25 protein-coding genes and 1 riboswitch are annotated in these 24853 nt (G+C 35.5%); of the genes, 6 read left to right on the top strand and 19 right to left on the bottom strand.

From position 1 onward, the window contains the following. From FFX44_RS03330 to groES, 6 genes are all read right to left on the bottom strand, one after another. Positions 1-1245, bottom strand: a complete 1245-nt coding sequence (locus tag FFX44_RS03330; protein ID WP_289977865.1) for a glycosyltransferase — start codon at positions 1243-1245, stop codon at positions 1-3. A gap of 5 nt (positions 1246-1250) precedes the next feature. Continuing rightward, entirely contained in the window at positions 1251-2891 is a 1641-nt protein-coding gene (locus FFX44_RS03325) for a hypothetical protein (protein ID WP_289977862.1), read from the bottom strand. After that, a complete protein-coding gene (locus FFX44_RS03320; RefSeq protein WP_289977861.1) occupies positions 2869-4374 on the bottom strand; it encodes a hypothetical protein in 1506 nt (501 codons plus the stop codon). The genes FFX44_RS03325 and FFX44_RS03320 overlap by 23 nt, the downstream gene beginning before the upstream one ends. 16 nt (positions 4375-4390) lie before the next feature. Next, positions 4391-5494 carry a glycoside hydrolase family 8 gene (locus FFX44_RS03315; protein WP_289977859.1) on the bottom strand — a complete coding sequence of 368 codons (1104 nt, stop codon included), beginning with the start codon at positions 5492-5494 and terminating at the stop codon, positions 4391-4393. Between the two features lie 447 nt (positions 5495-5941). Then, positions 5942-7567, bottom strand: coding sequence for a chaperonin GroEL (gene groL, locus FFX44_RS03310; RefSeq protein WP_289977858.1), 1626 nt, complete (start codon positions 7565-7567; stop codon positions 5942-5944). Between the two features lie 35 nt (positions 7568-7602). Continuing rightward, complete coding sequence (gene groES / locus FFX44_RS03305) at positions 7603-7887, bottom strand: co-chaperone GroES (RefSeq protein WP_289977857.1); 285 nt, start codon at positions 7885-7887, stop codon at positions 7603-7605. Between the two features lie 176 nt (positions 7888-8063). Between groES and FFX44_RS03300 the strand changes: the two genes are divergently transcribed. Further along, positions 8064-8696 (top strand): type II CAAX endopeptidase family protein, encoded by a 633-nt coding sequence (locus tag FFX44_RS03300; RefSeq protein WP_289977856.1) that lies wholly within the window; start codon positions 8064-8066, stop codon positions 8694-8696. Positions 8697-8740: 44 nt separating this feature from the next. Here FFX44_RS03300 and FFX44_RS03295 read toward each other — a convergent pair whose 3' ends face one another. Further along, positions 8741-9397, bottom strand: a complete 657-nt coding sequence (locus tag FFX44_RS03295; protein ID WP_289977855.1) for a redox-sensing transcriptional repressor Rex — start codon at positions 9395-9397, stop codon at positions 8741-8743. Between the two features lie 228 nt (positions 9398-9625). Here FFX44_RS03295 and FFX44_RS03290 point away from each other — a divergent pair, with 228 nt between their 5' ends. After that, positions 9626-11566, top strand: coding sequence for an ABC-F family ATP-binding cassette domain-containing protein (locus tag FFX44_RS03290; protein ID WP_289977853.1), 1941 nt, complete (start codon positions 9626-9628; stop codon positions 11564-11566). A 264-nt stretch (positions 11567-11830) separates the two neighbouring features. On the opposite strand, the gene tsaD is transcribed toward FFX44_RS03290, so the two are convergent. The 4 genes from tsaD to FFX44_RS03270 form a co-directional block, all read right to left on the bottom strand. Continuing rightward, positions 11831-12868: a tRNA (adenosine(37)-N6)-threonylcarbamoyltransferase complex transferase subunit TsaD gene (gene tsaD / locus FFX44_RS03285; protein ID WP_289977851.1), complete on the bottom strand. Its 1038-nt coding sequence runs from the start codon at positions 12866-12868 to the stop codon at positions 11831-11833. After that, positions 12861-13448 carry a ribosomal protein S18-alanine N-acetyltransferase gene (rimI, locus tag FFX44_RS03280; protein WP_289977849.1) on the bottom strand — a complete coding sequence of 196 codons (588 nt, stop codon included), beginning with the start codon at positions 13446-13448 and terminating at the stop codon, positions 12861-12863. Before rimI ends, tsaD begins: the two co-directional genes overlap by 8 nt. Then, positions 13423-14148, bottom strand: coding sequence for a tRNA (adenosine(37)-N6)-threonylcarbamoyltransferase complex dimerization subunit type 1 TsaB (gene tsaB / locus FFX44_RS03275; protein WP_289977847.1), 726 nt, complete (start codon positions 14146-14148; stop codon positions 13423-13425). The genes rimI and tsaB overlap by 26 nt, the downstream gene beginning before the upstream one ends. 241 nt (positions 14149-14389) lie before the next feature. Continuing rightward, positions 14390-14920: a folate family ECF transporter S component gene (locus FFX44_RS03270; RefSeq protein ID WP_289977844.1), complete on the bottom strand. Its 531-nt coding sequence runs from the start codon at positions 14918-14920 to the stop codon at positions 14390-14392. Between the two features lie 35 nt (positions 14921-14955). After that, positions 14956-15052, bottom strand: a riboswitch (THF riboswitch). A 301-nt stretch (positions 15053-15353) separates the two neighbouring features. Here FFX44_RS03270 and FFX44_RS03265 point away from each other — a divergent pair. From FFX44_RS03265 to FFX44_RS03255, 3 genes are all read left to right on the top strand, one after another. Further along, positions 15354-16283 (top strand): hypothetical protein, encoded by a 930-nt coding sequence (locus tag FFX44_RS03265; RefSeq protein ID WP_289977843.1) that lies wholly within the window; start codon positions 15354-15356, stop codon positions 16281-16283. Between the two features lie 404 nt (positions 16284-16687). Continuing rightward, positions 16688-17464 (top strand): phosphosulfolactate synthase, encoded by a 777-nt coding sequence (locus FFX44_RS03260; RefSeq protein ID WP_289977840.1) that lies wholly within the window; start codon positions 16688-16690, stop codon positions 17462-17464. Then, entirely contained in the window at positions 17457-18113 is a 657-nt protein-coding gene (locus FFX44_RS03255) for a histidine phosphatase family protein (protein ID WP_289977838.1), read from the top strand. Before FFX44_RS03260 ends, FFX44_RS03255 begins: the two co-directional genes overlap by 8 nt. Before the next feature lie 90 nt (positions 18114-18203). Here the strand turns inward: FFX44_RS03255 and FFX44_RS03250 are convergent, their stop codons facing one another. Then, positions 18204-19271 (bottom strand): YdcF family protein, encoded by a 1068-nt coding sequence (locus FFX44_RS03250; RefSeq protein ID WP_289977837.1) that lies wholly within the window; start codon positions 19269-19271, stop codon positions 18204-18206. A gap of 158 nt (positions 19272-19429) precedes the next feature. Here FFX44_RS03250 and FFX44_RS03245 point away from each other — a divergent pair, with 158 nt between their 5' ends. Beyond that, on the top strand, positions 19430-20404 hold the full coding sequence (locus FFX44_RS03245) for an asparaginase (protein ID WP_289977835.1): 975 nt from the start codon (positions 19430-19432) through the stop codon (positions 20402-20404). A 112-nt stretch (positions 20405-20516) separates the two neighbouring features. On the opposite strand, the gene FFX44_RS03240 is transcribed toward FFX44_RS03245, so the two are convergent. The 7 genes from FFX44_RS03240 to FFX44_RS03210 form a co-directional block, all read right to left on the bottom strand. Next, complete coding sequence (locus tag FFX44_RS03240; protein ID WP_289977833.1) at positions 20517-21269, bottom strand: acyl-ACP thioesterase domain-containing protein; 753 nt, start codon at positions 21267-21269, stop codon at positions 20517-20519. Between the two features lie 17 nt (positions 21270-21286). Continuing rightward, positions 21287-22177, bottom strand: a complete 891-nt coding sequence (gene rsmI / locus FFX44_RS03235; protein ID WP_289977832.1) for a 16S rRNA (cytidine(1402)-2'-O)-methyltransferase — start codon at positions 22175-22177, stop codon at positions 21287-21289. Next, positions 22174-22518 (bottom strand): DNA replication initiation control protein YabA, encoded by a 345-nt coding sequence (locus tag FFX44_RS03230; RefSeq protein ID WP_289977829.1) that lies wholly within the window; start codon positions 22516-22518, stop codon positions 22174-22176. Before FFX44_RS03230 ends, rsmI begins: the two co-directional genes overlap by 4 nt. Before the next feature lie 14 nt (positions 22519-22532). Further along, complete coding sequence (gene holB, locus FFX44_RS03225; RefSeq protein ID WP_289977828.1) at positions 22533-23528, bottom strand: DNA polymerase III subunit delta'; 996 nt, start codon at positions 23526-23528, stop codon at positions 22533-22535. A gap of 11 nt (positions 23529-23539) precedes the next feature. Next, positions 23540-23869 (bottom strand): cyclic-di-AMP receptor, encoded by a 330-nt coding sequence (locus FFX44_RS03220; protein WP_289977826.1) that lies wholly within the window; start codon positions 23867-23869, stop codon positions 23540-23542. 26 nt (positions 23870-23895) lie between these two features. Continuing rightward, positions 23896-24534, bottom strand: a complete 639-nt coding sequence (tmk, locus tag FFX44_RS03215; RefSeq protein ID WP_289977823.1) for a dTMP kinase — start codon at positions 24532-24534, stop codon at positions 23896-23898. Positions 24535-24613: 79 nt separating this feature from the next. Then, positions 24614-24853 carry a YaaL family protein gene (locus FFX44_RS03210; protein WP_289977818.1) on the bottom strand — a complete coding sequence of 80 codons (240 nt, stop codon included), beginning with the start codon at positions 24851-24853 and terminating at the stop codon, positions 24614-24616.

Raw genomic sequence — 24853 nt, 5'->3', positions numbered from 1 at the left:
TCATTTATACCTCTTTGTTTTATACCAGCCTGTTTTTTTATGGGATATTTTCTCCCACATGTATACCATTAATCCATAGAAAGCAACTATCAACCACATTTGACTATACACGACATACATTAGAATAATAATCATTAAATTATCAAACGTCATTTCTCCTTTTTCGGTGGTAATCGTAATGAATGTGCTGACAACAAACAAAATTATGGCAAAAAGCCACAGTAGATTACTGAATCCTGTAATATCAATGTGTACAAACCCCGAAACGGATAAAATAAAAGTTATATCTGATATTATTAGAGAGAACATTAAAAGAAAATAGATTGCCAAAAGATATATCAGATCAAACCGTATTGCGCGTCCTTCTTTGACAAATAACAGTTTTAGATTCTTCAATATGACATAAATATTTCCTTTTACCCACCTTGTTCTCTGGTGGAACCATACATCAAAAGTCTGTGGTTCCTGCTCCCATGTAACCGCCAAAGGTTGAAAATTAATGTGATAATTCATTCGATACACTCGAAAGCTAACTTCAGTATCTTCTGCCAAAGCATTCACATCCCAGCCGCCCATTCTCTCAATCAATTCTTTTCTGATAACATAATTAGTCCCAGGAATAGTACACAAGTTAAACAATGCTTTTCTTCCAGATTGTGAAAGCCATTGAAAAGACAGCGTTTCAATGTTTATAAACCTTGTCAGTAATGAAGCATCTTTATTTCTAGTTCTAAACTTGCCGATTACAGCACCCGCCTTCTTATCAACAGCCAACTCCGAAACCAAAATTTTCAATGCTGGCTTCTCAGGTGTATTATCTGCATCATAAACGGCAATCACACTACCTTTGGCTTCTTTAAGCCCAATATTTAGTGCATTTGATTTTCCTTTTCCACCAACAATTTCATCAGTATTAATAACTTTTAAAAAGCGACCTTGATTTTTTTCCTGAATTTTTTGTAACAATTCTGCAGAATTATCTGAGCTATTATCATTAATAACAATAATTTCATACTTATTAACTGGATAGTCAAATGCTAGCAGTGACTCAATAGTCTTGATGATGACAATTCCTTCGTTATGTGCAGGAACTAAAACAGATACAAAAGGTAGTTTGCTAGGTAAAGGAGCTTGATGTGTTCGCAAATAACCAATATAACCAGCAAAAACTAATATGACATTAACCAACAAGACCAGCCAGATTGAAAAAACACTAATAATTAAGAGTGTATCTATTAAGGACATATTATCTACTTCCTCCTAAACTTATCTAAATATACTCGACGTCCCTTAATCAAGAAACCAACTAATCCAATTAACGATATTATGACAATGACTAACAACAATTTACTGCTCCATTTAAAAATATGATTGATTTTTTGAACAAATAATACTTTTTTGTGCTGCTTTTTGTACTGCTTCTGATTATTATCGTTAGTCGTTATATTACGTTGCACACCGTTGACGTAATAATTTCCAAATTGATATGTCAATGTTCGATTGCTTATTCTTATTTTTCTAAGGACCGAATCGGCCGAAAAATCATACCAAGTTAAGTCCATTTTATTTAGATCTTTTTCAATCCTTAACAATTTAGCACGTGTTCTTGGCAAATTAATATTTAAAGCTGTAGGCACCTTGAATTTCATATTTTCATCCGTTAATAATGAATGTGTAGCTTTAATTTTTTCAAAACTCGCTACCGATGCTACATAATACACTTTGCGATAAGTTGCTCCTTTATTGCTTGCGGCAATTTCAGGGTAAATTTTAGGATTTGACAATAACAAAATTTCATTAGCCTGTTTCAACCCTGCATAAGTCAAAACTTTGTCATGGTTCCAATAATTTGGTGCTGCTATTCCCATTGAATACACCTGATTGCGATATAACAGTCGCATGTTTTTTGAAATTACTGTCCTTAAGGATTTATTTGTAACTGAATCTGTTAGATAACCATCCTGCAAGTAAGGGGCCCTCAAATAAATCAGGCCATTATGATTTTCAGCATATTTCAGGACATTAACGTACTTTGCAAAAGCCTTCTGATTCATATTTTGGTTAATAATCGTGGCACTTAATGCAAAATGAATTCCATTTTTATATAACATTCGAATCAATTGTTTTAAATAATTCAAGTGGGCAAACGGAGTAACCTTTGTGATTACTAACATTGGCCGATAATTTTTTCTTCCATGCTGATTGCCTAAGAGCTTTGTTAAAAGTTCCTGCTCGTAAATCAGACCTAGTCCAGTTGTTTTCCAAAACGGTAAATAAGCATTATTATTACTAATCACTCCAAAAGGCATTGTTTTTGCTGGTTCATAGCCTTCTAACTGAAGTTTCCCAAAAGTTAAATAATTTCCTTTAATATTATTAAGAGTTTCCATAGAATCAGTATATGGCAATTGTTCCAATATTCCATTACTTTCAAACATTAACTGCTGCCGTACTATTTTATCGATATCTGCCTGTAACCCCTGTACCTCATCTGTCTGCAAGTTCTGTCCAATATGAATCTTGCTTCCCTGGAAATTCTGACGATCAGTAATGAAAGACTTATTAGTAAAATTAATGGATTTCCAGTTAACTAAAGTAATAACTGCCCTGTAACCGCCTTTTTCTAAGGTTCCTTTTTGATATTTGCTGATAGTAGTCGTTGTCGTTTCCATACCCAAGGCTGTTAGTAGCCGCTGAACTGAATCAATCGTTTTTTCTCCATTGTAATAGGCGTTTTTGCTGTCGTAGACCAAAAGGACCTTGTTAGAAGAACTGTCTGATTTCTGAAAATTGGCAGCCTTTATTGACGGAGACTGTGCTATTAACGAGGAAGCCACTGTCAAAAATAGCAAAATCACCCACCATCTCCTAGTCAATTTTACCCAGTCCATTAGATTTACTCCTCTCACTTTGTATTGGATGAAAAAAAGAGTGTTGCAAAACATCCGCTATAATTTCTAAAAATATTAAATCTAAAGTTAATGGTACCATGATTAGGTGTTTTGCTAAATCAGCATCGCCATCACCAACAATGCTAATTACAAAAGTGCCCATTATTATTGTGACAAAAGCAAGCATTTTAAAACACTTTAAGATTGACTCATCTTCATTATTCTTGAATCCCATGAAACCAATTACTAAATACAAAATGGCTAAAACCAGACAAAGCAAAATATAAAAAGCAATTTTCTTCGGGAAAAATGCCTCCATAATAAGACTAAATAATGTAAAATAATGAGTTTGCTGCTGCGGTCGTATTCCAGATGCCCTTTGATAATCACCGACTGCACGTACTTGAATTAAATAACCATCCCCCGCAGCAATATCTAGCATTTGCCGGAATTGTTTTGGATGAGTAAGATAAAATTTTAAAACCCAAGCAAAATCGACCTTTTTTAGAAGATCTTTTTTAATAACAGCTGACATTTGAGGGACTTCCGAATATGTTTGCCCATATATTTCTCCTTTCAATAAACCAAACTGTCGACTGACTCCTCCTCGTTCTAAATCATTTCCTGGATCCTTTTCTTCAAGTAAGACGCCGCGCGTGACAGTTTGATATTTGTTAATTTGGCTAAAATCACTGGTAATCAGTTCGTAGGTGGCAGCCCCTGCTGCTAATAGAAGAATTATAGAAAACGTCAGCAAATATTTATACTTTTTTTGTTTAAAAACAAAATACAGTCCCATTGTCAAAAGAGCTAAACTTAATGCCAATGGTGCATTTTGTTGTTTTACAGTAATTAGAATTAAACATGCCACAAGATAAATTGTAAAAATAGTAATTTGATGTTTACAATTCTTACCTAATAACATTATTGATGCTGTTAAATATAGCATTGCAATAATCATTATTGGTTCAGCAAAAAAGCTGTTAAAATACAAGGTCCAAGATGAATCAGCAAAAATAAGAACAACTAAAATTGCAATTACATAATTCGTTTTTTTCTTGGTTTTAAATGTTAAAGCGGTAGTTAAAAAATAAATTCCACCTAAATAAAGAAAATAATATACCACTCCTATGAAACGAATATCAAAAATTTTCTTGCTATAAAAAACTTGATTCAAAAAAATCGCTAGCTTAATAAACATTCCTTGCGAAGAAAATAACATTGCCTGATGTTCATTATAATATTGCATAATACCATAATGCAGATGAAGATATTTAAGATATGTATAATGATTAGTTAGCGGATAAATTCCGTTAACATAAATTACCCGCGCAAAATCACCGTTATCCGCATACCCATTAATGGGGGGAACAAACAGTAAATAGCCAACAATTAGGCTTGCTGCCAATGTGGCTAAAAATTGGGGGGTAATTAAAAAATTCTTTATTACAATTGATTTTTTTGAATTTATTCTAAAATTCATTATTGTAGTACCCCTCTTAATAATTAAAATCACGATTTCTAATATTTGATAATGCTATTAGCGCCAATAATTCATTAAATGAATAAACTTGATTTGTCTGCACATCACCAAAACTCCCAAAAATTTTTGAAGTTGGCTCGTTAACTTGAAAAGTCAATAATACTTTGATAGACGCTTTATAAAGTTTTTCGTTTACAAGGATTTTCCCAATAATCGCAGCTAACGCATAATTACTTGCTGCTTTATTTTTATCTATTGCAGCACCTTCGCAATTGTAAGCATTATACAGTTGGTTTGACTCAACCTTTTGCAGTAACCATTTTTGACTAGACACAGGTAACTTCTTAACCTCAGCCAAATGCTCCATAGTCAATAAACATTGAGCTGTAACAATTTCTTTCGTGTTGAATTTTTTAGTTGCCAAACTATAAGACTGTTGATATAGTGGCACTTTTTTGCTGATAAACCCTCTTTTTACCAGTTTCAAAGATCTTTTATAAAGTCTTATATCAAATTTTCGCAAAAGTTGCACATCTTGATAGGATAACGTCACGTTTTTCGAAATCTTATCATTAGTAATGCTATAATAATCCACTAAGTACGAACCACTTCTAACCTTACTTTTCAAATTTTTAAAAAGATTTTTTGCTTCATCCTTGTAATGGCTTGTCTTATGAATCTTATCATAGATTAACAACGATTTTATAATTCGTAAATCATCGATTGTAGCATTAATCTGATACTTCTGTCGCTTATTAGTATCCATCCTATAAATAAATACTCCGTCATGATAAAAATTTTTCTTAGTAAGTTTATAAAATTTTATAAAATTTTTTTTGTTACTAGAATAAGCTAAATTCAATAAATATAAACCAGCGGATTCACTCAAATATTGGTGTCCTGAAGCACTTTTTTTTTGAAGTGTTTCTTTGTTTAAATAGTTTGTATATACTCCAAAAGTACCCATCATTTTGTTATCAATGAACTTCTTTGAGTTTTTATAAGCAATCTTTCTTTCCTTTAATAGGTTATTGCTACTATCCGCTCTTGCCTCGCTTAAACCTGCAAAGACAACTAGCATGCTTAACCACAGAAGTAAGATTTTCAATGTCTTCTTCATTTAATTCTCTCCCTACTTAATCCCCAAAAAATTAAATTTTAGGACTATTAAATATCATCTCATCCCCCTTACTCAAGTAATGTAGTAAGTATAGTATTTTTGGCTATATTAGTCTACTACACAAAAGAATTTAACATTCAGTTTGATATGGTTTTTATTTTAATCAAACTATGCTTAAAAAATTTTCTTGTATTATCTTACAATTGTGAACTATAAAAAAACAGATCTGGAATATAAGTTTCTAATCCACTCAATCCTGATATTTGCTAGTTATTTTTTAAGAGAGTATGAAATAGGTTGATAAAATTACACAAAAATAGCGTTATCAGAAAAATAATTCTTCTGATAACACCTCTTCTTGAACCATTTATGTTTCTTCATCTCATAAATAATCTCTGAAATCTATTTTGATTAGAATACAATCGCAGTCCAGCCCAATCAGTATTATTACATCATTCCGCCCATGCCTGGTGCAGGAGCAGCAGGGGCAACAGGAGCTTCAGGAGCCGGTACTTCAGCAACAACAGCTTCTGTCGTTAACAATAATGCAGACACACTTGCCGCATTTTGTAAAGCAGAACGCGTGACCTTAGTTGGATCAACAATTCCAGCTTCTACCATATCAACCCATTCATCTGTAGCAGCATTGTAACCAATTCCTGTTTTTTGTGATTTTAACTTTTCCACAATCACAGAACCTTCAAGTCCTGCGTTAGCAGCAATTTGACGGACAGGTTCTTCTAAAGCACGCTTAACAATATTAATACCTGTTTGAACATCACCAGTCTCTTCCAATTCGGAAACTTTGCCAATAACGTTAACCAATGCTGTTCCGCCACCAGAAACAAATCCTTCTTCAACAGCTGCTCTAGTAGCATTCAATGCATCTTCAATACGATACTTACGTTCCTTTAATTCTGTCTCAGTTGCTGCTCCGACCTTAACTACAGCTACACCACCAGCAAGTTTAGCTAGGCGCTCTTGTAGCTTTTCACGATCAAAATCTGAAGTTGTTTCAGCAATTTGTTTCTTAATTGTATTTACACGCTCAGCAATCTCAGACTTATTGCCGGCACCCTCAACAATAGTAGTCTTTTCTTTTGTCACAGTAATCTTGCTTGCAGAACCAAGCTGATCAACCGTTGTATCTTTTAATTGAAGACCTAAGTCTTCTGTAATAACAGTCGCACCAGTCAATGTAGCAACATCTTGCAACATCTCTTTACGGCGATCACCAAAGCCTGGAGCCTTGACAGCAACAACATTGAACGTTCCACGAATCTTGTTCAAAACAAGCGTAGGTAAGGCCTCACCATCAACATCATCAGCAATGATTAACAATGGACGCCCTTGTTCTACAATTGATTGTAAGAGATTGAGAACTTCTTGAATGTTTGAAATCTTCTTATCAGTAATCAAAACATATGGATTGTCTAAATCTGCTTCCATCTTATCATTATCTGTAACCATATATTGTGAAAGGTATCCACGATCAAATTGCATTCCTTCTACAACATCCAATGAAGTATCAATTCCCTTTGATTCTTCAATTGTAATAACACCGTCATTTCCAACTTTTTCCATTGCATCCGCAATTAACTTTCCAATCTCTTCACTAGTTGAAGAAATTGCAGCAACTTGAGCAATATCACTCTTTGATTCTACTTTGTGTGACATTTCATGCAGTTCATCGACTGCAGCTTTTGTTGCCAACTCAATTCCTCGACGAATACCCACTGGATTTGCACCTGCAGTTACGTTCTTCATTCCTTCCGTAACAATTGCTTGTGTCAATACAGTAGCAGTTGTAGTACCATCACCTGCAATATCATTTGTCTTTGAAGCAACTTCCGCAACAAGTTTTGCTCCCATATTTTCAAAGTGATCTTCAAGTTCAATTGCCTTTGCAATAGTTACACCATCATTTGTAATTGTTGGTGAACCATAAGACTGTTCCAAAACAACATTTCTTCCTTTTGGACCAATTGTTGATTTAACCGTATTTGCTAACTTATCAACACCTGCAAGCATCTTTGAACGAGCATCTTCTGAAAATTTAATTTCTTTTGCCATTAATAATTCACCTCATAGTCGATTTATAATAATCTTTAGTCTACAATTGCAACAATATCTTTTTCATGAACAACCAAATACCCTTTTTCTTCGTATTTGACCTCTGTGCCAGCATATTTATCAAACAAAACTGTTTCACCGACTTTGACTGATAAAGCAACCTTTTCGCCGTTATCTAAAACTCGGCCTGCACCAACAGCTGCCACTTTTCCTGTTTGTGGCTTTTCTTGAGCATTGCTAGCAATCACTATACCGCCAACAGTTTGTTCCTCATCTTTTTGAACTTCCAAAATAACACGATCTCCTAAAGGTTTAAGCACTGTATATCCCTCCAATATTGTTTTGCTTTTAGCACTTTATTAGTTCAAGTGCTAATCACAACTATTACTATAATCAATTCATGCTAAAAATGCAAGTTTTTTATCACTCTAACTGCAAGAGTGCTAAATTAATATATGCTATACTAGACCTATTATTAAAGTGAATGGAGCTAACTATGAATATCAGAAAAAATTCTTTCGCACTACTCGTAACATATCTTGTTGTCATGCTATTTCCGAATCTTTTTTTTACAGTAAGCAAAAGTAATCTATTGCTGTTCATCACAACTAGTATTGTGGGAACTGCAGGAATATTCTGTATGTTCTACCTTAACCAGAAATTTCCGTTTGCGAACCATATTGATTCAAAAAAAAGCTCCCTGACTTCAGTACTATTATTAGGTATTTTGGGAACAATTCTAGCTTTTCTTGTCCAAAAAGTAACAATGCTTGCTGAAATTTATTTTCTACATCAACCAGCGGTCTCCGAAAATACAAGCCAAATAATGACAATTATCGCTCACTATCCTTATTATTTAATATACGTAATAGTTGCTGCACCGGTAATGGAAGAATTTATTTTTCGCAAAGTGTTCTTTGGTAACCTCTCAACCTTTATTAATCCAATGGGAGCTGCACTCTTCTCAAGTATTCTTTTCAGCATTGCTCATGCTGACGGGCACTACTTAACCTATGCTTGTTTAGGACTAGTTTTGAGTTTTGTATACTACAAGGCTCACAATATTAAAGCACCAATCATTACTCATATACTTATGAATCTTCTGGTTGTTGCACTTCAACTAAAATAAAAAGCCTTACCGCAGTAAGAACTTTAGCAAAGCATTTTTAGCTGTTAATCTTCTGATGGTGTTTCAGCTTCATCACCAAATTTATTCAGGAAATAAATTAGGGTTTGTAATTCATTTGTTAGATCAACGTTCTGAACTCTAACAGTACTAGGAACTGTAATTCTAAGCGGCGTAAAATTAAGTATTCCTTTAATCCCAACATCAACAAGCTCTTTTGTAACCTTTTGAGCGACACTGGATGGAACGGTTAAAATTACAATCTCAATTTGCTGAACTGTTAGCTGCTCCTTCATATCAGCCATATCATAAACCGGGACACTACTTTGAATTGTTCCAGTGATATCCTGATTAATATCAAAAGCAGCACTAATACGCACATTATTACTCTGATGAAAATTATAATTCAAGAGCGCATGCCCGAGATTACCAACTCCAATCAGTGCTACATTTGTTAACTGGTCTTGCTTTAAGGTCTTCTTGAAGAAAGCAAGCAAGCTGTCCACATCATACCCATATCCTCGTTTTCCTAGAGCACCAAAGTATGAGAAGTCTCTTCTAATTGTTGCGGAATCAACCTTAACAGCATCTGCGAGCTCGGTTGATGAAATTCTTTGTTTGCCTGCATCCGATAAGAAGTGCAAGTAACGATAATAAATTGGCAGTCTTTTGGCTGTCGCGTGAGGAATTTTTGATGTTACCATTGTTTGTCTCCCTTCATTAATAAATGATTCAGTCTTTTTATGTAGTATAGCACATTCCTTGTGAAGTTACGTATTTAACTATCTTCACAAGCAATAATGTTGTACACTATATTTTACCGTATTCATGCTACACTAAAATACATTCACATGCAATAGAATGAGCAATTACTTACCAAGTTTCACAAAGATTATAATTGCTATTAATTTTAATATTCAAGAGGTGTTTTTATGATTTTACTTCAAGTACAAAATGTTGAGCGTCTATTTGGAAGTGATATTCTCTTCCAAAAAGTTAACCTTGATGTTCAGGAAAGCTCAAGGATTGCTCTCGTCGGGCGAAATGGAGTCGGCAAAACGACATTAATTAAAATGATTGTTGGCTTGCAATCGCCTGATAATGGTCAGATTACAAAAAATAAAAAAATGACAATTGGCTATCTTGCACAAGAGAACGGTTTAGATTCCTCAAAAAGTATTTATGCAGAAATGCTTACTGTTTTCAATGATTTAATGAAAATGGAGGTCAAACTGCATGAACTAGAAAATGCAATTGCAAACTTTAATCATTCTACCCAATCAAAATCACAGTATGACACACTTCTTGACAGTTATGACCAGCTATCGCACAACTTCAAAGAAGCAAACGGTTATGGCTATGAATCAGAAATTCGAGCTGTTCTTCACGGCTTTAAATTCTATGAGAAGGATTTTTCAACTATCATTGGAACCCTGTCTGGTGGACAAAAAACTCGATTAGCACTTGCAAAACTATTGTTAGAAAAAAATGACCTATTAATATTGGATGAACCAACAAACCATTTAGACATCCAGACTTTAGGCTGGTTAGAAGGCTATTTACAATCATATTCCGGTGCTCTCTTAATCATCTCACATGACCGCTATTTCCTTGACAAAATCTCTCAGGAAGTTTATGAACTCACACCAAGTGGGGCGGAGCATTACCATGGGAATTACTCTTCCTATATTGAAGAAAAGGCAAAACGTTTTCAACAGAAAATGAAACAATATGAAAAACAACAAGAAGAAATTGAAAAACTTGAAGATTTTGTTACACGCAACATTGTACGTGCATCAACAACAAAGAGGGCTCAAAGTCGCAGAAAACAGCTTGAAAAGATCAAGCGCATAGAGCGGCCCACTGACGGACAACAAGGACCTCATTTTCAATTCACCGCGGATCGGCAAAGTGGCAATATTGTCCTAACTGTTAATAATGCCTTTATCGGTTATGGAAACAATCCCATCTCGGGTCCAATCAATATTGATTTACGAAAACATCAGATGATGGCAATCGTTGGCAGCAATGGGATTGGCAAGTCAACCTTATTGAAAAGCATCCTCAGTAAAGTTCCTCTGATCAGTGGAGAATATTCGTTTGGAACAAATGTAGATACAGGCTACTACGATCAGGAATTAAGAAATTTGCATACTAAAAAGACTGTCTTAAACGAATTATGGGATGAACATTCTACCACTCCTGAGAAGGATATCAGATCAATTTTGGGAAGCTTCCTTTTTTCTGGAGATGATGTAAAAAAAGTTGTTCATAATCTTTCTGGCGGTGAAAAAGCTCGTTTATTGCTGACAAAACTTGCATTTAATCACGATAACTTCCTAATTTTCGATGAACCAACTAACCATTTAGACATTGATAGTAAAGAAGTTCTTGAAGAGGCACTTCTAAACTATAATGGAACTGTTCTCTTCATTTCACATGATCGTTATTTCATCAACAAGGTTGCAACCAGTGTGCTCGAAATATCTGAGAATGGCAGTCAGCTTTACTTAGGTGACTACGACTACTATGTTGATAAAAAAGAAGAACAGCTTTTACTTGCACAACAAAATGAGCAAGATAAAGTCGTAATTACTAAGGAAAAACCAAATAAAAATAATTATCAACTTAATAAAGAGCAGCAGCGACAAGAAAGAAAGCTGCGTCGTGAAGTTGAAGAGATTGAAAAACAACTTGAGAAGCTCAATTCTGAAGAAGAAGAAATTCAAAAACAGATGACACTTCCAGAAGTTTATTCCAATCTGCAAAAGAGTAATGAATTGCAGGCGCTACTAAAAAATACGCAAAATACAGTATCTAATTTGGAAAATTCTTGGGAAGAAAAAAGTATGGAACTTGAAAACTTTGCTTAATACTATAGTATTAGTTCTAATAGAAATTATCTGCTTTAGTTTCTATTAGAACTTTTTTTATCTTGCTATGAGTAATTCGAAGTTAGCCAGAGAGTTTTGACTTATGAAACACATTTATTCCTAATAATAGAGGAACTGCATCAAAATTTAACTTTTGACACACCCCCTTATTAGTGCCATATAAACGTGTTCCAAGAAATTGAATTATGTTCCGCCTTTTTTGTTACATTCGGTCTTTCATTTAATAATGCCTTTCTCGTACCCTTATCTTTCTTCATCAAACCATTCAAATTCTAAACTAGGATCTGCATTTAACGCTAACCCTGCAACTTCTCCATTTTTCCATGCGATATAACCAGCTGCACCAATCATTGCAGCATTATCACCACATAATTTTAATGGGGCCTTGATTAATTCAATGTCAGTATGTTTACTTATTAGTCGATCTAAACCATCTCTTAGTCCCTGATTAGCTGCAACTCCGCCCGCTAAAACCAACTGTCTGACTGGAAATACATTAAGTGCATGCTCGGTTTTATGCAATAACACATCAATTACACTCTGCTGAAAACTTGCAGCTAAATCATCAGTGTTAAGCTTTTCTCCAACTTGATCTGCATGGTGGACAGTATTAATAAATGCACTCTTAAGACCGCTGAAGCTAAAATCAAAGTTGTCTTCCTTGAACATTGCTCTTGGAAATGAAAAAGTATCACTTCCTTTATGAGCCATTTCATCAATCTGTTTGCCCGCAGGATACGTTAATCCCAAAACACGACCGATTTTGTCATAAGCTTCACCTGCTGCATCATCGCGAGTCTCGCCAATAATCTGATATTCATTCTCTTTGGGTAAATAAACTAATTCGGTATGACCACCTGACACTAGCAAAGCCATTGCTGGAAATTTGATTTCACTTGTAAATCTTGCAGCATAAATGTGCCCTGCCATATGGTTCACAGGAATTAATGGCAAGTCATGTGAAAATGCAACTACCTTGGCACATGCAACACCGACAAGCAATGCCCCAACTAGTCCTGGCCCATATGTGACTGCTACCGCAGAAAGATCGCTATATGTTACGTTTGCTTCAGCCATAGCGTCCTCCAAACACATTGTCACTTGCTCAATATGGTGCCTGCTCGCAACCTCTGGTACAACCCCTCCGAATCTTTTATGACTTTTAATCTGAGTTGCAACAATGTTTGACAAAATCTTGTTACCATCTTCGATAACAGCCACACTTGTTTCATCGCAACTTGATTCAAAAGCTAAAATCAATTCTCTTTTCTGATTATTCATTTACCGATTCCTTCTTGTTTTTTATTGATAAGCGCATATCTACAGCATCCTCATGATTAGACTGATAATAAGACTTTTTTAACCCGATGTTCTTAAATCCGATTGTACTGTAAAGTTTTTGAGCACGCACATTACTCAAACGTGTTTCAAGAGACAGTGAAGAATACTCATTGAACCTTGCACACTTAATCATCGTTTGAATTAGAAACTGTCCCAAACCTCGATTTTGAAAATCAGGATCCACCGCAACGTTTGAGATGTGAACATCTCTGACTTTTTGGTTAAATGATGCACCAATAAAAGCAACAAGTCGATCATTTTGCCGCATTATTAAATACAATTTATTCTTTTCATTACGTAATTCACTCTCAAAAACTGTTTCATCCCAAGAGTTATCATCCATGTAAACCAATTTTTGCAGTCTAAGCATTTCAGCTACATCAGGAACCACAGCTCTGCATAAAAGATATTCACTATCATGTATTACAACTCTTTGATTGTCAAAAGTTAATGAAGTATCTTCAAAGTAATTAAAGCAATAATCCAAAATTTTGTTAAATTTTCTCAACAAATGCTTCATCTGCTTCCCCCTGATGCTTTTCTAACCATTGGCTTTCTGCCTGCGTTAATCTCAGATAATCAGGTGCAAAGCTATGAATCTCAACTGGTTTTTCTTCTAAGCCCAACAGTCCTAGATGATAAGCTTGCGGATAATCGGTTTCCATGCTCGAAAAAGCAACCTGTTGCTCTTTACTCGTCTGCTCTAAAATTTGTTTTTTAAATTTGTGGCTGTCGCTTCCAACAAAAATCAGCCGTTTATACTTTTTGATTTGCTCAAGCAACCCGACTAATGAAACATGTTGATCAGAAATTACATTAACAAGTTCAATGCCAGCCTTGCTGTAAACCCCAGCGAAGACATTACCGCGTCTTGCATCAAAAAGCGGAACTATCATTGTTCCTTCTTCATTAATTCCATCCGCTAAAACTGCTAAGCTTGAAACCCCCACCAGCTCTTTTGTGAGCGTAAATGCAAATGTTTTAGCCGTTGTGACTCCTATCCGTAAACCAGTGTACGAACCCGGCCCCTTTGCAACTACAAATCTATCGATATCTGTCGGCTTCATTCCAACACTACTCAATAGATTAGCAATTTGCGGCATCAATGTTACACTGTGATTTCTTGCTTGATTTGTGGTAATTGTTGCTACTAACTCTTTATCTTTTAATATTGCAATACTCAAAGGTTGATTTGAGGTATCAATTGCCAATATGTTCATTTTATTTACCGCCCCGATTTATCTTTAAATTCCATGAATAATACTAACACAATTATTATATGAACAGTTCTGTATGCTAATTTTTTAATCATTGTAATAAATCTTTAAGAACAATTCTCAGACATTCACTACTATTTCATTTTACTATAAAAATATGGTTTAAAAAAACGATGAGTGGAATTATATATAATTTCCGCCATCGTTAATTTGAATTTTAAATTTTATTGTTTACTGTCACAACTCAGTCAATCCGTTTAACCAGTCCGGCCAAAGCTTTATTCTTGCCAACAACATACAGTAAAATAATCTGGACTGGAATCATTAACAATTCCTTAACGAACCGCATTGGGAAAATTGCCCAAAAATTAGCATGATATAAAAGGGTTAACCAATAGGTGTTCATTACTGCATCTACAAGGAAAACGTTAACCAATACGGCAATGATAATTCTTGCCACAGTGATATCCTTCTTATAGAACAAGAGTCCGTAGACAAAAGCCCCTACAAAAGCGGAAATTGTGAAACCTGCAAAATATCCTCCAAGACCTCCAAAAACCAGCGTCCCGATAATATCTGCACATGCCGCACCAATTGCTCCTAATAACGGACCAAACCAATATGACATAAAAAATACTATTACGAAAGTAAAGCTGATTCTAACAGACCAGATTCCAAACGATAAAAACTTAGCTACAACAATATTGAGAGCGATTAATAAGCCCATCAACACAATATTGCGCACCGACAAACGTGAAACAAAACTACTATTCATATAAGACATCTCCTCTTTGGAGTTGCCACAAAAAATGCGGCGAATGCGAAAATAAAACCGCAGGCGCTAGCCTTTCGTCCAGAAGACACATTCCGTCCTTCCAGCACTTGACGCTCTATTTTCTACCCCGAAATTTGTACTGTGTGTACCAAAATAGTGTATCACATTTACATACTTAATTGTTACAATTTTTCTCAGAATAATCAAAAATAGTATTTGTAAAACTCAAAAAGGGCAACTATATCTCAAACACTTATAGTTTCAGCTGAATAAGTTCAGGATACACCCTGTTTTCACAATTTTAAAATCGCCTTTTTTGTGAAATTCATGTAATATCTTTTTGAATATTTGCTTTATTTCTGCATTTAAGGTCAAATTAGTGTTAACATCGATTCATGAGCTAATAATAATTTATGAGATGAGGTTACATATTGTGATAAAAAATCTTTATAATCCATTAAAATCTTACTTTGGAGAGAATAAAACCATCTTCAAAAACAATTGGCTTTTTGCTGGTATAATATACGTTTTGCTTATTCTTATAGCAAGTATATTGTTTTTGCTAGACTATGAACTTTTCGCGGTAGGTGTTTCATCAATTTCTACAAGCATTACACTTTTATTATACGGGCAATCAAGCTATCTAATATTCATTAACCTTTTAGAAATAATTGGCAGTCTGATCCTGTTCTTCTTAATTGCACTGTTTTGCTTCTTCATTCGAACAACTATTCAATATGCTGTTCAAGACACTCTGAAGAATGAGCTTGCAAAGGTTTCTTTCTCTAGTGTCTTTAAAAAATTTAAGCAATTAAATAAGAATCAAGTACTTCGTTTATTCTGCTACTTTGCACTATTCATTTTTTTGTGGTTGTTGCCTTTGCTTGTGATTCATCTATTTACTAGCAAAATTGAAATTGTTACGGCTCTTCTACAATTCCTCTTTTTCGTTGTACTACTTTGGAAAGGGATTGATTACTCGCAGGCACTTTTTCTATATCGGGAAAATCAGCCGCAGTTTCTGGGACAATCACAGCGTTACGCATTAAAGGCAAGCAAACGTTTCATTAGAAGTTTACGTTTCAAATACCTATTATTATTAATCGGTTTATGTATTCCACTAGCCGTTTGGATTGGTCTTTGGAGCATAGTTACTTATTTTGGATTCTACATTTGGGAACCAATCATGATTTATGGTGGACCTTTTGTTGGAGTTATTGGTGGCTGTTTCTACCTACCATTTGTTCAATTCACACTCGCTTACTTCTATGAGAAAAATAATAACAGTGACTTGCTTGAAAAGTCCTTTCGTGACTGTTTCAAACCAGTCGGAAAGCTCACTGGTGAAGCATACAAAAATTAACTAATTTTTACTAGGGGAAATGCGACGATATCAGATATTAAAGCTTGGGTATTGTCACAAGATTACTCATAAGGTGTTACTTGCTATGAGTAATTCAAAGTTAAAAATTAGCCAAGACTTTATAATTTTGTGAAACACATTTATAGGAAATCGAATAGGGGAGCTAGGTCAAAATTCAACTTTTGACCTGTCTTCTTTTTTATTTCAGATAAACGTGTTCTATCAGTTAAAATTCTCCCCTTAATTCCAAATCATTCGTAGCAAAGGACACTCTATATTCATAATTTCGATTAGTGCTCAAATTTTGCCACCCTTGTACTGACCGTTCGCTAATCTCATACAAAAGCATTTGTATTACACTGATTTTATACAACTAACAATACTTCAAAAAGGAGACATTATTCATGCATGCATATAATTTTTTAAATAACGTTCCTCATCTTAAAACAAAAAGAACTGGGCTAAGTATGATTCTGGACAAAGGACTAGGCTTGAACGCCGCATCTGATTTAGCCCAAAGTGCTGGCGAATACATTGATTTCATTAAATTTGGTTGGGGAACTGCAGCTACCTTTGAATCTGCTTTGGTAATTCAAAAAAACAAGATATATCATGCTAATCAGATATTGACTTACCCTGGCGGAACTTTGCTGGAAGTTGCAATTCAAACAAAGAAACTAGACCAATTCTTCAAAGAAACAGCTCGCTTGGGCTTCAATGCAATTGAAGTCAGTGATGGCTCGACATCAATTGCTAAAGAAATTCGGGATAATGTCATCTTCTTAGCGCGCGAAAAAGGATTCTTTGTGATTTCTGAAGTTGGCAAAAAAAATCCGCTATTAGATCATAAATTCAGCATTGAAACTCGAGCAGCACAAATCAAATCCGACCTCACTTCTGGATCAAACTTAGTAATTATTGAAGCGCGTGAGGCAGGCAAAAACATTGGTATTTATGACGAAAATGGTAATATCCTTTTGGAAGAACTCGATACGTTAGCAAAAATCGGGATTGATAAACTAATCTTTGAAGCACCTTTGAAAAAACAGCAAGTCGACTTGATTTTAAAATTCGGTCCCCAAGTTAACCTTGGTAATATTGCGTCTGCTGATGCGACTTCCCTTGAGACTTTGCGAACTGGTCTGCGCGGAGATACAGTAGGTAAAATTAATAATGGCTAAAAGAATTATTTTTGTTCGTCATGGTAAAACACAATGGAATGTTGAAGGAAGGTTGCAAGGAGCACATGGTGATAGTCCACTTATAGACACTCCAGAGATCCAATCTGATTTAAAAGCGCTTGCTGCTTATCTAAAACTTGCTGGTATTTCAGCTGTCTACTCTAGTCCACTTAAACGTGCGTATAAAACTGCAGCATTGCTTTCTTCACAAATTTCTTCCAACCTCAACATAACAGCTGACCCAGACCTAGCAGAGCTTTCGTTTGGCTCTTTTGAAGGTCTCAAGAAAGAAATACTGCTGACAGATTATCCTTTTGAATTTGCTTTATTGTCTTCTAGAACAGATGATCCGTGTCTCCAAACCTTAGGAATTGAATCCTTCCTAAATGCTCAAAAAAGATTCTGCCAGGCGATCGCCAATATTACTGCAACAATGGAAGATAATCAGGTTGTTCTTATAGTCTCACATGGCGCAATCAGTCAATTAGGCATTCAGCGTTTAACAAGGAATGCCTATCTTAGTGGACTTTCAAATCTATCTTTATCGCAAGTTGTTGAGCAAAATGATCACTATATTATTGAAAAATATAACGAAACTGCCTTCCTAACTCATCCAGTGATTCAGCAAAAAAATACTTCAATTAAGTAATCTAATAAAAGATAAAAGGACCTTCTAAAGTTTAAGCAAGAACATCTGCTTTTTGGTGTACTCATTTTAGAAAGTCCCTTTATAATTTCACTACTTAAGATATACATCAAGAATTGCTAATCCGAGATTCAACAATAATAATAGTGTTAGTACCACCACGTGAAAGTTTTTGTGCCGCATTAAAATTGCGATATACTCTCTAATAAAAGCATTAGGTATAAAGAACCTGCTTGTTTTAGCACCAATTCCATCAATATTAAGCCCAACATACCTGGCAAATCCTGCTGCCCTAAATGTATGATAATCACTTGTTGAAAAAACACCTGCATCTAGCGGTAATCCCTGTTCAATGACTATTTTCTTTGAGAATAACATATTCTGGTACGTATTTTTTGACTTTATCTCTGTAAATAACTCTAGATCTTGCATGTCATGACTTACTGCATATTCTTTCATGGCTTGGCCTTCAGGAACGGTTTCATCTTTACCCTGACCACCTGAAAAAATTACAATTGGTTTGGTTTTATTTTTTTTGAACTGTAATTCACAGAAATCTTTAGCCCTCATAATTCTTGAAGCCAGCAGTGGTGAAACACGATTGCCATCTAATAATCCCGCACCCAAAACAATAATATATTTTTTATCCAATCTTGGCGACAGAAATCGTGTGATTAAAAAGGATGTAATGAAATTCAGCAGCCAAAAAACACAATATCCAACAACTATTAAAATAGAACTAATGATCACCCCTGCTACATGGCTGGGTAAAATTGCTCTCAGTCCTCCAAATACTAGTGGACTAACGATAATCATTATTCCAAGAATTAATGTTAGCATATTGCCGAGAGTATGGCTCTCCTTTCGCCAAACAATCAAAGCATTCCACAGCAACAAAAAACCTAGCAGCAAATATACGACGAAGATTGGAATCAATATGATAACTGCTAAAATTAAAATTCCATACTCCAGCCATAGTAATTGGCTGTAGATCGCTGTTAAAACAATTGTTATCGCTAGGACAATCAATGTTGCATTGCCCAGAATACCATTCAACAATCTAAATTTATTTTCCTTTAAACTAATTGCTAACATTGCTCCAACCGCGACAAGAAAAAGCCATGAAGAAATAATCATAATTGTTCCTAAACTAACTTGCACTTTAGATCCCCCTATATAATTCTTTGTTATAATTTTAACAGATATATCTTATACTTTACATGTCAACTAGCAGCTATCTTGAACTATTTTTATAGCTGGCATTTAATTCACCGAGTGTATATAATAAAACAGTCAATTCTTATAGGAGGTTCCCAGTAATGAAAACAATACTCATACTGCATACTGGCGGTACAATCGCAATGTCGCAAAATGAAGATGGCGGTGTCGCTCCTGGTAGCGCTAATCCCTTAGATACATTTGAAAACCCTTTTCTTGGTAAATTAAATCTGATTACAGAGGACGTCTTTAATCTTCCTTCTCCTCATATTGGACCTGACGAAATGCTGATACTGCAAAAAAGAATATTACAGGCAGTAACGGAAAATATTGACGGTGTTGTTGTCACTCATGGCACAGATACTCTTGAAGAAACAGCATATTTTCTTGATTTGACCGTTCCAAATGACTTCCCTGTAGTTGTGACAGGAGCAATGCGTTCCGCAAATGAAATTGGTTCTGATGGTCTTCACAATTTTCAAACAGCCATTCAAACTGCGGCAAGTGATGAAGCAAGAAATAAAGGTGTACTGGTTGTGATGAATGACGAAATTCACACTGCTCGCTACGTTACAAAAACGCATACTACTAATGTTGCAACCTTCCGTACACCTACATTCGGCCCAATTGGATTAGTAACCAAAGATCGTGTCTTCTTCTATGAACAACTGCTGCTCAACGACTATCATCCAATCAATCATGTTGTAAAACATGTCTATCTGATAAAGGCATACGCCGGGATGGATCCTGAAATATTGGAATTTATGGACAATGATAAAACAAACGGTATTGTAATTGAGGCCTTAGGAGCTGGTAACTTGCCTCCGCATGTTCTACCTGCACTTAAGAAATTACTGGCTCGTAAAATACCGATTGTGCTAGTTTCACGCTGCTTCAACGGCATTGCTCAAAAAGTATATTCATACGATGGTGGTGGAATCCAACTAAACAATCTAGGTGTTACGTTCTGCCATGGCTTAAATGGTCAAAAGGCACGTATCAAGCTATTAGTTGGCCTCAGTGCAAGTCTTTCAACTACAGAATTGACTAACTTCTTGGGTGATGCTGTTTCATAAGTATAATTCTTTATGCATGTTAATAAATTAAAAAAAGTATCAATATGTTAGACAGAATGTTCCCTCCAGCTTAACATACTAATGCTTTTTTATTTTTACACACAAAATTTTTCTAACTGCTAATTTTAGATCTCCACGTACAACAAGCATAGCAGCTTTCTTCTTCACCCGCTTTAACCAAATGATAAGTTATCAACTGATTTTCAGCCATCCTAGTCTCGGTGTTAACCATCTCACCATAATGAACCTCACGTTTATACTTAATATTCATTTCTACGAGCGTGTGTGTCACTAGGAACTCCTCAGTTAGCCCATCAATCATCCAATCAAAATAGTGGACGTTGTTAACGTGCTGATTTGAGTCAATATCCATAAAGCGTACCCGATAGTTTTTTTCTGAAATCAATTGGCTAGTGTCATCACTTTTTGGATCAGGTACACGCTCAATCTTAGTAGTATATTCGCTCTTATATGGCTCAATAAACTCTGGCAGCAAACGTGCAATCTTCCTTTTTCTCTGATCCATCAAGACGAAAACACTGTGCATTTTTACAACGATAGTTCCTCTTTCATCCTCAATCCAAAAGTCACGATAACAAAAATAACGATTATATGAATCAGCCCTAGTAAATATTCTTATATTCTCACCATAAACCGGCAATCTTTCAACTTTCAGGACATGCTGCGTAATTACCCAGCCATAACCTTTTTCATTTAATTTTTCTTCAGTCAGACCCAATTGGATACTCTGATCTTGTGAAGTCAACATCAAGATATTTACCAACATCCCGATTGTTGTTTTTCTAGTCCGATCAGTTTCGTAAAAAAGAACTTTATGGGACTCACTAAAAATATTTTCTTTCAAAAAACCGCCGTCTTTCTCTATGCATCAATATGATGAAAAGTATTGTAAACTACTTGCTTTCTCAAATTGTTTTTCTTTGCAACTTCCTTAATTGCATCATTCGTCCGATAATCCTCTTTATTAATCAAGTTAGCAACCTGTTCTTCTAATGGCACTCCACTGATTTCCTCTAACTCATCTTCTTCTGGGCTATCTGGGCTTCCTTCCATGATAATGCAAAACTCACCACGAACCTGTTCTGTTTTGGCCCATTCAAGTGCTTCGGCAACCGTACCTCTGATGAACTCTTCATATCTTTTGGTAAGCTCTCGACACAAAACAATTTTTCTTGTTCCACCAAAAAAGGCCTGAAAGGACGCTAATGTTTTTTTCAGGCGGTGCGGTGCCTCATAAAAAATCAATGTCTCTTCTTTTTTTGCCAGAGATTCCAACTGCTCTTCTTTTTCCTTTTTTCGTCGTGAAATAAATCCAATAAATGTAAAGGGCTGCGGAACCAGTCCTGAAGCAATCAATGCGCTCAACCCCGCATTTGCACCAGGTAATGGGATAACCGAAATTCCTGAATTGATGCACGCTACAACTAATTCATGTCCAGGATCACTAATTGATGGCGTCCCTGCATCACTAACTTGCGCAATCGTAATTCCTTCAGCTAGTTTCTTTAATAGTTGAGGAATTCTTGCCTGTGTATTGTGTTCGTGAAAGCTAATCTGCGGTGTCTTAATTTCAAAATGATTCAATAATTTCTGAGTATTACGCGTATCTTCCGCCGCAATTAGATCTGCCTCCTTGAGAACATCAACTGCTCGATAGGTCATGTCCCCCAAATTACCTATTGGCGTTGGTACTAAATAAAGTGACCCTTGGGTTTCTTCTTGCCGATAGCTGCTCATCTTCTCTAATGTCATTGGCGTCTCTCCCCATAAATTACATCTTGGCAAAAGACACAGGGTTCATCGTTAATTCTTCTCGTTCCATACATACTATCAACATTGCATACATGAAATCCTTCTTCGTATAGCATCTCTAAGTTTTTGCGTGACTTAGATAATCCGACTTGTTCATCAGACTGCTTTTGTTCTTCTAATTCTTTCAGATGAACTCGCAAATGCTGGTTCTCAATCTCTAATTCTGCATTTTTTTCAATGACTTTTGTCATCTCTGCTTTTATCAGTTCAATTTTTTCAATCATCATCTGAGCTTCTGCACCTAAATCGGAGAATCCATCATATAATTCTCGCTTGTTCAAAAAATCACCTTCGTTTATGCGTGATAACATTGACTTAAATCAATGGTCAATGCTTCAATAACATTCTGGAACGAGACATTCACCGCTAACTTCCTTCTCGTCTCTAGAACTAACTCAACAGCTTCCATAACCCTGCCAGCTGTCAATCCTGCTATTAATACTGTGAAGTCTGCTTCAAATTTCACGAAAATATTATCCTTCTCACCATAATATACAGATATTGAGTTTTTAACAAGTAAGATTATTAAATTCAATAAAATAACTTCATCATCTTTATTATTTATTAGTGGCAATAAACTTGTTTGAACTTCCACAAAACATCTTGCGTCTCCTTGTAAAATATGTAAGTACCAGACACATACATTCTGGACAAGTTTATCAAAATCTTCAGTTGCTGCTATTTTTTCAGATTCAGCTAGACTATTTGCCAGATTACCCAAAATAACTGCTTTATCTGCCGGAACTCCTATTTTTTTTAACGCAGCTGCTAGTTGAGTACTAGAGGGTTGTGTAAGTTCAAACACTTGGCACCGCGAGACAATTGTTGGCAAGATTCGATTGACCGTTTCCGTCAACAAAAATGCAACTACAGTCCCACTAGGTTCTTCAAGAAACTTCAACAGACTATTAGCAGCACTTGCCGTCATTTTATCAGCATCTTCAATAATAAAGGTCTTTTGCTTGCCTTCAATCCCACTCTTGCTAAACTCTGACTTCAAGAAGCGAATCTGATCAACTTTGATTGATAACCCGTCAGGCGCAACATGTACAACATCTGGATGGTTACCGCTTGCAATTCTCCGACATTCTTCGCAATCTAAACAAGGTCTACCCGCAATCTTATTTTGACAGAAGATTCCCTGAATAACCCACAACGCTAATGCTCTTTTACCGATGCCTTTTGGACCAGTCAATAAGTAAGCATGTGCTAAGTGACCTTGTTTTATCATATTAGCAAAATAATCAGTTAAAACTATTTGCTGCTTTTGGATTTCATTGTTATCACTCATAGTCTACAAACCTAAAATTGTTGGAAAGAATCAATTGGTAATACAAAGACTGTTGCTCCTCCAACTTGAACCTCTACAGGGTACGCAGCAGACGAGTCCATTGAAGCATCTAAATTAATTGGAGGTGTCATGAATTGTTTACGTGTTCTTGATGTCTCACGAATAAGCTCGAGTACTTCTTCAATTCGTTCTTCTTCAATTCCAATCATAAATGTTGTATTACCTGATTTTAGAAAACCACCAGTTGTTGATAACTTTGTTGCACGAATATTAGATTCAATAAACAAATTGCTTAATCGATTACTATCTTTGTCTTGGACAATCGCGATGATCATTTTCATTTTCTTTTTCCTCCATCTTTGAATCCTTATTTAAAAAGATCTGGTAATCTTATTCTCATTTGATTAACTGTAAGTTCGATAACTTCATTCAAAGGACGAGAAGCATCAATCACAATAATTCGTTCAGGATTATTCTGTGCGAGTTTTAAATATGCAGCATGTACAGTGTTATGGAAATCCAAGGACTCCTTATCAAGCCTATTTATCTCGTTTTGTCTGTGTTCTTTGATACGATTTAATCCTATTTTCGGCAATAAATCAAAATAAAAAGTAAAATCTGGAGTAAGACCTTCCGTAGCAAAAAGATTCATTTGTAAGACTTCTTCTTCACCCAATCCCCGCCCAGCGCCCTGATAAACGATTGAACTATCTACATAACGATCACAAAGAACTAGTTTTTCTTGTCTCAATGCTGGTAAAACACTCTCGATTAAATGCTGTCTCCGTGCTGCCGCATAAAGCAAAGCCTCAGTTCTTGCATCCATCTCAACCAATTCGGTATCTAAAATTATATCCCGAATTGCCTCAGATATGCGATTACCCCCTGGTTCTCTCGTTAATAGATACTTCTTATTATGTTTCCTTAATAAACTAACTATTCCCTGCAAAACACTGGTTTTCCCGGATCCTTCTGGGCCTTCAAAAGTTACAAATTTTCCACTCACACATTTGACCTCACTAACTTACTCATAATTCTATTTTACTTTACTAATTCCTAGCTGTCTAACAATCTTAACTTCAAATTTAATGTTCAATTATTGAAGACTGCACATGCCCGCGAACTTTCCTTCTGCGAGCTTCCATATATAGAAATGCATATTTTGCACCTTCAAGCATGGTTTGGGCAATTAACTCACTATCTTCTTCTCTGACTGCCCTTTGAGTTTGTTTAGCCTGTTCCCATTGAGCAGCTGCTAAATCAATCGTATTAAGCAGTCTTTCATCATATTCTTTTCTTAACCTCTGCTGTTTCTTGCCAAACAT

Source organism: Lactobacillus sp. UCMA15818 (assembly GCF_030400225.1).
Lineage (GTDB): Bacteria > Bacillota > Bacilli > Lactobacillales > Lactobacillaceae > Liquorilactobacillus.
Note: the sequence above shows the minus strand (reverse complement) of the source record. Positions and strands in the feature narration are given on the sequence as shown.